The sequence below is a fragment of the Xenorhabdus entomophaga genome (assembly GCF_037996725.1).
GTDB lineage: Bacteria > Pseudomonadota > Gammaproteobacteria > Enterobacterales > Enterobacteriaceae > Xenorhabdus > Xenorhabdus khoisanae.
Map to the genome: position 1 here is coordinate 1 of NZ_JBBMXH010000133.1, position 9242 is coordinate 9242.

Genomic DNA, 9242 nt, shown 5'->3' on the forward strand with positions numbered 1-9242 from the left:
TGAAATTCACCTGAGTTCCGGCGCTAAGGTTGTGATTGATGCCGGTGCTGAACTGACCCTTCAAGCCGCCGGGCATTTTCTGAAAATCGATGCAGGGGGGATCACCAGCAGCGCTGCGGTTAACTTTGGTAGCGGTGCGCCGGGTAAGGGTTCAGGCTGGGGCGGAAAATTGCCGGATATACTGGATAAACTAAAACAAATCAACGCAGCACAGGCTACGGAGGCAATCTTAACATCGCCACCGGAGAAAATTTGTCTCAGTTGCTTAATGAAAGCCGCATTAGGCGGTTCTGCAATGGTCATCCGGGGGCAGTCATGATCTCGATATCACAGGAAGCATGGCAGGAATATCAAAAAACACATCCCGATATAAAAAGGTATGCACTGATTGATGGTCTCCAGTATGAACGCCTCTTCGACGAGGAATTCACCTATATTGCGGGGCTGAATAATCCGCTGTTCAGACGTTTTTCTGATGCCCAAATTGCTTTTGCCGGGCCGTGGTTGTTTGACATAACCCATGACATTGTATTCGTGGAGAAATTTTTAAAACTGGAAAAAACTTTCCCTGCCGTTTCATGGCTGTACACCACCCTCTCATTGGATGCACTGACCCGTCATTTTGAACCTTATCTGAACGTTCAGCTGGAAAGCGGTGAAACGGCGCTGTTACGTTTTTACGATCCCCGCGTTATACATCAAATCCGGGATATTTTCAGTCAGGAACAATTAACCACATTCACACAACCTATTGATGAATGGAATTACTGGCTGGATGGTCAGTTTTATTCTGTGAAAGGAGCGCAACGATGATCAAACTCAGTAAGGAACAGGTAAGTCAATTTATTGATGCCGAAGATGAAGCGTATATCACCAAAGTACGAAAACAGATTCAGTCAGAACACGCTGAATTAGTCGAAGGTGAAAGTGAACACAGTCTGCATAAACGGCTCAAACAAGCATACCTAGATTTAATTTCAATGGGATTTAAAGAGAAAAAATTGATCTGCTCTTACCTCTATTTTGTAGCGTTTAATCGCAATTTTCATGATTCGCCCGAAATTCAAAATATGTTAAAGGCGGGAGATAATCCAGAACAACAATATCGTGACTATCTGCGAGTATTGGATAATTTAATGAAAAGGAGAAGTTAATATGCCAGGCCCCTTAGTTCTTGGTGCACCCGCTGCGGGCGCGGCGCTCGTCGCTGCCGCTGAATGGACGCTTGCTGCCTGCGTAGCCGGATTAGTTGCCGTTGGTATTATGGAAGGGACAAAAGAGAAAGAAGATACGGCTGAAAAAGACAAAGCCGAATCCAGAACCGATGCGATAAGTACGACGAGAGAGAAATGTGATGAATGTCCAGCTATCGGTTCAGTTACACCCTTTTGGGAGGGCGTAAGTATTTCAGCAAAATCTACTCTTTATCAAATACAAATTTGTAATTCAGAATACAATCCAGAAATGGGAAAGATTAAGGTATGGAAGTGCTCTGAAGTTCGTTTTGATGGTTGGAAACCTAAACAATGTCTATTTCTGGAAGCTAAGGCTAAATATGACCAATTTTTTGAAGGTGGTGTGCCTAAATTTTTTTGGAAAATAAGTAAAAGTGGGCATAAATCGATGATGTCTCAGGCAGGAAGGCAGCAAGCAGTATGCATTGAATTTGCAGGGATTCCAAATTCACACTGGCATTTTTTGCAGCCTGTTAGTTTTGCTTATTATTCAAAAGCATTCTCTATTTATCCTAATATTACAGCATTTCACACACCTTTATAGACTAATAGGAAAGGCCGATGTCTATTTTATCATTAGATATAGAAATATATACCGACTGGAAAGAACCATTAACGCCTAAAATAGCTGTTAATGACACTTATGAAATCGCAAAACAGATAGATATTCTACTGGGCCGTACTAAAACTTGGTATTTATCTGGTGACACTCCAGAGGAAGCGCTGACGAGAGTGGCTTTTGATAAACAGGGTATCACTAAAGAATCTATAAAAGATTTTGAAGACGGCTATACAGAAGCATATCCCATGGTTATGTCAGGAATTTGGGATGGGGAAAATAATACCAATGGATGTGTCATCTTTTATCATAATTATCGTAGAAACCAGCTAGGCCAAACAAAAATAGAAATCAATCTCTCTATCAAAGAAACAGAGTTTCAATTCAATAAACTGTTAGACTTTGTGAATTTTCTAGTTTCACATCACTATGCGCCTTCTATTACCCTAGAAAATGGGAAATATTCATTAAAAAGAAAGCAGGTTTTCCCCGATCGGTTAAGTGCAGGCTGGATGCTTTACCTACCCATTGAAATAAATTCTGCCATGGTTTCAATGGCAGAAGAAATTATTCCTATTACTGATAAACACGGTGAAGCAGGGTCATTAATTATCACAACAAAAGATATTTTTGACATAGAAAACCAAGAGCATATCAATAAAGCCAATGATATTGAAATCTGCTTGCGGGATTTACAGCTATTACCACTAATGGCAGAGGTATAACTATGGCAGGTAAAGCTGTTATTCGATTAAATGATACAACTGATCACGGTGGGAAAGTGATCACCGCCATTGATGGTTATATTTATCAAGGTGTTCCTGTCGCAGGCAAAGGTGATTTAGTTGTTTGTCCAAAATGTGAGAATACGTTTCCGATAGTAGAAGGGAGCGAGTCTCTAAAGTATCAGAACAAACAGATCGCCTTGGAAGGTATGAGCACCGCGTGCGGGGCAAAACTGATTGCCAGCCAGAAAACGTTTCTTGCTTAGATACTGACGCGCTGCGCTTGTCTTCTCCGATTTACCGGGCTAATAAATTAACCCGGTAAATCGGAGAGCTGAAAAAACATTTCTATTGGTTGCCTCTATACCACTGCACAGATTTTCACGGGATAACGGGGTAAATGACATGTTTATTATATATTTCATTAAGTTAATCCATCCCGTGTTATCCCAGCTTATCCCGTGACATAACCTCACAGTTTTAAATTACTTTAAATTCAATAAATTATAACCTGCCAGAGAAAAGACTTTTTCGGGATAAACTTTATTGCCGCAATATCACTTTATATAGTCATACAGTATTACGGGATAGCACGGGATAATACGGGATAAGTAAAATATCTATAATTAGTTGATATATATTAAAATAAATCTCTCTTATCCCGATATCCCGTCACCCCAACATTTTTTAACCCTACGTGAGCATTAGTCCTCATCCCTGAAAATTAACACCACAAACCGTCCCTGCGTCCCATTCACTGAAATGGTTTTACTGATAAAGCGGTCTTTTTCCGCTTTAACCAACATTCCAGCCTCTTCTAAGGCTTCAAAGCCGGATTTCTTCTGCAATCCCTGCAATATCTCTGCTTCAAATACACTGGGAATAATATGGTATTCTGCCTGTCCATCATGACGGCGGTTATGCACCAGATACCCGGCAAGATCGCTAATTCTCATGGCGTGTGATGTATCAATATCACCGTTTGGCCTACCATAGGTATAAGGTTGAAAGCGTGACAACCCGTATTTCTGGATAAAGTCACGAGTACGGGTGACAACCTGATATTTTTCCCGGTTGCCGATACCAAAATCGGCTAACCAGTCATCAAAACTTTGCTTTACCGCAGCATGACACACTTCTTTATTCCAGCCAGTGATATGGGTCGCCAGCTCTCCAACGGCATCCAGTAATGCAAAACGAACAGCAACGCGCTTGACTTGGGCTGAGGCTTCTTCTGGCAGGCCATCAAGCCACTCTTTTTCTTTACGGGCGGTCATTTCGATTGCCTGCTCCTGATATTCAGACAACCACCGAATCCATTCACGCCCTGCTGCACCACAATAGCGTTTGGATTCCCGTTTAATGGCTCTTGCGTGGGTGTCACCATCCTCATAGCCATTGAAACATTCCGTATCAATAAAGGGTACACTGAGCAGCCTGACAAGCTGCCCGGCTTTCGGGGTGATCCCACCTTTTATCAGGAACGTTTCTAAATCTTCCTCGCCCGTCGAGAGGGCAGCAATTTTCCAGCGGATCACCGCACGGTTCCCCCCTTCGCGTTTTCCCTGAATTTTGCCGACACCGTTAAACAGGCTATAGGCACTGTTAGCAACTTCTTTCGGATTCGAACTTTGTCCGATTTCGTCAATGGGCATGAAACCATCATTACGGGCTGCAGCTTCGTTGTTTAAACCGTGATTAGTACCGTGCCACGATAACTTAAGCTCTTCGGGATCGCCGTATAAGCTGCTGGCGACCTCAACTGTAGTGGTTTTCCCTGCTGAGGATTGGGCGAATAAGTGTACTCCGAAACAATTGCCACCTGTCAATGAGTTAAGCGGTGCTGCTAATCCTACCAGTATGCCCAGCATCATTGAACGGTTACCTTGCAGCAATGACGCAACGTGCGTTTTCCACTGTTCGGCGCTTCCCCTGACCACATAACCAGCAATGGCGGATGTGCCGCCACTGAACGCGACAGGCATATAAGGCTGACCAATGATTTCACCGTCCGGCATCACATAGGCCCCGCAGTGCCAGCCAGCCTTTTGTGTCACCACCCATTCACAGCGATCACCACTGCGTTGCAGATGTTCAGCCAAAACAGGCAACAGGCTGTTTTTTACGGTAATGTTCATGCCCCGTGAACGTAACCTTGCCCAACCGTTCGGCATTCCGATTTCGCGGCGCGGCAGGGCTTCAACGATACATTTTCCCGTGCCTTCCTGATGTAGCTTAATAATGAGATAACCTTCGCTGCCATCGTTGCCAATGCCAACTATCTCCATGTAATCACTCAGCCATTTTTCAACTTCGACGATCTCACCGCCTTGCTCTTTGGGTTCAACCCAGTAAATTCCTTTCTTACGGATATCAACATGGGGCTTTAACGGATCGTATTCTTTCTCCCTGCATTCATCTAAATTGATGTCCACAGTTTTTGGCACTGCTACCTTATTTTCCACCTGATATAACCCGTTACTGAATGCCTGCTTTGCTGCTTCAATACCATAATGCTGACGATAATCGTCCCAGTCAGCTTTAACAGCATCCGGTGGCAAGGTGATCCAGCCATTCACCGCAAGGGCAGCTTTTTCTGCCGAAATCTTGCCGATATTCACTTTGGGTTTACCGTTCTTATCCAACTCGCCGGGGGAGTGCCAATCATTATCCGCAGCCAGAATAATTTTGGTGTCCGGCCACCGCTCCCGAACGGCTTTGGTAACAGAATACAAATTGCCTGCATCCAGCGCGGCCAGAACCGTACCTTTACAGAGTTGGTTAACCGTGAGTGCTGTGGCGTAACCTTCGGTAATAATTACTGTATCCGGGTGCGCTTCCAGCTCTGACAGTGCGATAAACGCGCCTTTCTTCTTACTGCCAGAGAGTAATTTTTTCTCACCATTCGGTTTGATGATCTGCGCACCTGTGACTTTTTTATCCAGTGTTGTTAGTGCCAACACAGCCGAATTATCGAGCAGTAGTCGCTGATCAAGGTATTGCAGCCCTTTCGCAGTCAGATAAGAAGACTGTCCGGCGACAGTTTGCGTCATCAGTGCCGCCACCCTTTCGGCAATCGGCTGTGTTGGATAATGGGTTTCTTTGGTTGGCTTGGGTTCGGGCAAAGGCAATGCCAGCACATTAGCGACAACTTTTGTCGCCTCAGTAACAGAGATCCCTTTGGTTTTTGCCACTAAATCCAGCCCATCACCATAGTTAGGGGCGTCACACTGGCGGCAATACCAGTTGCCATGATGATGATCGTCGATAAAGTGAAAACGGTCAGTACCGCCGCAAACAGGGCAGGCGCCATGTTTACCCTTTGCAGGGATATCAATACCACACGCAGGCAGCAGATTTGCCCAATGGTACATAGCGGATCTTTTCACGGTCTGGATAAAGTCGAGCTGTTTTTGACTACCTGATTTATCCAAAGATGTAAATTTAGGGTGAGTTTGGGTATGCTGTGTATCAGCCATCATCGTTACTCCGTATAACGGTTGTTGGTTAGACGCCCTGTATGTGTTGAGAGCACATTGGGGCGTTGCTTTTTTATATTACGTTTCTTATGTCATATTCTTTTATGTGTTATGCCGCTCGTGATTCAGCAATACGTTGCGCAATCCAGTTATCAACCTCTGATTCAATAAAAGCGACGGAGCGAGCACCAAGTTTGACTTGTTTTGGAAATGCCCCGGCGCTAATCAGTTTGTAGATCCACGCTTTGCTATAACCCGTTCTGCGTTTAACTTCCGGCAAACGAATAAGATTTTCTTTCAATACTGCAATCGTTGACATTTATTTCTCCTGTTACCAAGTCCCTGAGTGCTCATCGTGGATGTTGTTTGATGACAGGCGGATTATTTAAAAAGCAAGATTAAATGAACAGCGTTAATTGTTTATCCGGTTTATTGAATTTATCGTTTTATAGAAGTTCTACCTTTTTATCTGTCTATTGTATGAAAAACAGGCGGTTTTGCCCCGGGCACAGAAGAGTGAAAAATCACCATATCTTTACGCTGTTGTGCCGAATTTTCTGATCAGTACATTTTCGCCTCGCTCCAGCGTCTCCATATAATCCGCATACCATTGCAGCATTTCCCGGCGACCCTCCAGATATTGGGCGTGGTTGTAAGTACCTCGAATGCTGTTCTTATCAACGTGGGCAAGCTGGGTTTCAATCCAAGCCGTGTTATAGCCTTGCTCATGTAAGATAGTGCTCATGGTGTGGCGGAATCCGTGACTTGTTGCCCTGCCATCATAACCTATACGCTTAATGGCCTGATTCATGGCAGTTTCACTCATTGGTTTACTTGTATTACTCCTGCCATGAAAAACATATTTTCTTTGGCCTGTAACGGGTTTCATCTGTTCTAAAATAGCAATAGCCTGCTTCGATAGCGGGATAATATGAGGGCGGTGCATTTTCATTTTTGCAGCAGAAATTTCCCATTGGGCTTTATTAAAATCAATCTCCGACCACTCAGCATTACGTAATTCACCAGGACGGACACCTGTTATAATTTGCAATCGCACCCCCATCTTTACGATGAAACTGCCTGTATAAGTATTTAAAGACTTATAGAATTCGTGGAGTTCATCAACTATCAAGAATGGATAATGTGAATTTTTATGTGGAATAAAAGCAGACACTAAATCAGGTGCGGGGTTATATTCAGCTCTCCCTGTTACTATTGCATATCGCCAGACTTCCCCACAACGTTGACGCACTTTCCTGAGCTTCTCAGTTACTCCCCGCTCATTTAATCGTGATAAAACAGCCATAAGTTCCATTGGCTTAATTTCAGCAATAGGTCTATTGCCTATATAAGGGAAAACATCTTTTTCAAACGTTGTCATCATTGCTTCTGCATAAGAAGTTGACCACCTATCTACACGCTTCTCATACCATTCATAAGTGATATTTTTGAAGGTATTTTCTATCAGGTTTGCAGCGGATATTTTTTCAGCTTTTCTTACTTCACTAGGATTGATCCCATTAGCCACTAACTTTCTGGCTTCATCACGTTTGGTTCTGGCTTCTGTCAGTGTTACAACCGGATAGACGCCTAATGATATCATTTTGGTTTTACCCGCGAATTGATAACGGTATCTCCAACCTTTCGAGCCATTAGTATCAATTAACAAAGATAGTCCGTTGCCATCTGCCAGTGTATAGGCTTTTTCCTTTGGTTTTGCCCGTTTAATCACTAAGTCTGTCAGCTTCATAACCCACCAAGATTGTATAGAAAAAAGTGTATGGGAAGTTTCTATACGGAAAACTATACAATAAATTGCATAGATTTAGAAAGATAATACTAGACTAAGAGAGAGGTGAATGGGGATTAATGAATTGATGTTGCCGTGTTTAGTAGTCTTTTATAGACGGTATAATAAGTATGTTTGTAGCTCCAATAGGGATCAGGTTTCGCGACGACGGCGGCGGCTGAAATACCGGGATAACCGGATAGGGCATTCTCTAATTCAAGGCTGGAAATGTTCTCACCACCGGAAATAATGATATCTTTTTTTCTATCGATGATTTTGATATAGCCATCGGGGTCAACAACGGCTAAATCTCCGGTATAAAACCATTGGCTGGTCGTCTCTGGCGTGACATGACGTGCCGGATCGTAAGAAGCGACAATATTCCCACGGATGGCAATTTCCCCAATGCTTTTGCCATCAAAAGGAACTTCCAGCCCGTTATTTTCGTCAATAACACTAACCTGCCCCTGTAAATTGGAAACGATCCCTTGGCGCATCTTCTTTAAGATCATTTCTGATCTTGGCAAATCTTCCCACTCAGGTTTATTTTCACAGATAACGACAGGCCCATAAGTCTCGGTTAAACCATAGACATGTGTTGCCGTAATGCCAATGGAATCCAATAGAGAAAATACCATTTCTGTTGGCGGGGCTCCTGCAATAAGCGCATAAACGCGCCCACCAAAATGTATCCCAAATTTTTGGGCCGCTTTGCCCAAAGAGTAGTGAACAATTGGGGCACCACAATAGTGTGTTACATTATTTTCCTGCATAAGCGTTATTGCTTCTTCTGCGTCAAATTTTTTCATACAGATATGAGTACCGGCCCGTGCTGCAATTGCCCATGGAAAACACCAGCCATTACAGTGAAACATAGGAAGTGTCCATAAAAAGGCAGGGCGCTTGGGCATATCCCAATCCAATATATTGGAAATGGCGTTAAGATAGGCCCCACGATGAGAATAAACGACCAGCTTAGGTTGCCCGCTGGTTCCTGAAGTCGAGTTAATACTGATGGCTTCTTGTTCGTCAATCTGGGTAAATGACAGGGTTTTTGATATGTTTTCGGTTATCAGTGACTCATAAGGAATAAATTCATATTCAGTTGTAGATATTGGGATGGTTGAATTGGCCGTATCAACAATAATTATCCTGATTTGACTATTGAAAGTGACATTATCTAATAACGAAATATAACTCTTATCGATAAATAATATTTTGGGGCTGAGTTTTTCAAAAACAAAATTTAATGTCGCTGCATCTGTCCGTGTACTCAGGGCATTCAGAATGCCACCAGCCAGAGGAATAGCAAAATGTAATTCGAGTAATTCGTGGGTATTGGGTCAGGGCAACCGCATGAATGATTAAATAATATTCAGGTTAGAAAATCCCGCTTGTAATACCTGTTCTAAAAACTGAATTCTCATCCAGGCGCGTTTACGTTTCATTCTTATA

9 protein-coding genes and 1 pseudogene are annotated in these 9242 nt (G+C 43.2%); 6 read left to right on the forward strand and 4 right to left on the reverse strand.

Annotated features, from left to right (window positions below; genetic code table 11):
* From AAC854_RS19780 to AAC854_RS19805, 6 genes and pseudogenes are all read left to right on the forward strand, one after another.
* Positions 1–319, forward strand: a pseudogene (locus AAC854_RS19780) (type VI secretion system tip protein VgrG); the annotation flags it as partial.
* A complete protein-coding gene (locus AAC854_RS19785; protein ID WP_340618614.1) occupies positions 316–813 on the forward strand; it encodes a DUF4123 domain-containing protein in 498 nt (165 codons plus the stop codon). The pseudogene AAC854_RS19780 and the gene AAC854_RS19785, both read left to right, overlap by 4 nt.
* Positions 810–1154 (forward strand): hypothetical protein, encoded by a 345-nt coding sequence (locus tag AAC854_RS19790; protein ID WP_340618615.1) that lies wholly within the window; start codon positions 810–812, stop codon positions 1152–1154. Before AAC854_RS19785 ends, AAC854_RS19790 begins: the two co-directional genes overlap by 4 nt.
* Position 1155: 1 nt before the next feature.
* Positions 1156–1779, forward strand: a complete 624-nt coding sequence (locus tag AAC854_RS19795) for a restriction endonuclease fold toxin 5 domain-containing protein (protein WP_340618616.1) — start codon at positions 1156–1158, stop codon at positions 1777–1779.
* Positions 1780–1796: 17 nt separating this feature from the next.
* Positions 1797–2519, forward strand: a complete 723-nt coding sequence (locus AAC854_RS19800) for a hypothetical protein (protein ID WP_340618617.1) — start codon at positions 1797–1799, stop codon at positions 2517–2519.
* Positions 2520–2521: 2 nt separating this feature from the next.
* Complete coding sequence (locus AAC854_RS19805; RefSeq protein ID WP_340618618.1) at positions 2522–2785, forward strand: PAAR domain-containing protein; 264 nt, start codon at positions 2522–2524, stop codon at positions 2783–2785.
* Between the two features lie 438 nt (positions 2786–3223).
* Here the strand turns inward: AAC854_RS19805 and AAC854_RS19810 are convergent, their stop codons facing one another.
* The 4 genes from AAC854_RS19810 to AAC854_RS19825 form a co-directional block, all read right to left on the reverse strand.
* The gene (locus AAC854_RS19810; RefSeq protein ID WP_340618619.1) at positions 3224–6001 is read right to left on the reverse strand and encodes a DUF927 domain-containing protein; all 2778 of its coding nucleotides are present in this window, start codon (positions 5999–6001) and stop codon (positions 3224–3226) included.
* A 106-nt stretch (positions 6002–6107) separates the two neighbouring features.
* Positions 6108–6317: a helix-turn-helix transcriptional regulator gene (locus AAC854_RS19815; RefSeq protein ID WP_340618620.1), complete on the reverse strand. Its 210-nt coding sequence runs from the start codon at positions 6315–6317 to the stop codon at positions 6108–6110.
* A 216-nt stretch (positions 6318–6533) separates the two neighbouring features.
* On the reverse strand, positions 6534–7748 hold the full coding sequence (locus AAC854_RS19820; RefSeq protein ID WP_340618621.1) for a tyrosine-type recombinase/integrase: 1215 nt from the start codon (positions 7746–7748) through the stop codon (positions 6534–6536).
* A gap of 116 nt (positions 7749–7864) precedes the next feature.
* Positions 7865–9094, reverse strand: a complete 1230-nt coding sequence (locus AAC854_RS19825; protein ID WP_422824109.1) for an AMP-binding protein — start codon at positions 9092–9094, stop codon at positions 7865–7867.
* Between the last annotated feature and the right edge of the window lie 148 nt (positions 9095–9242).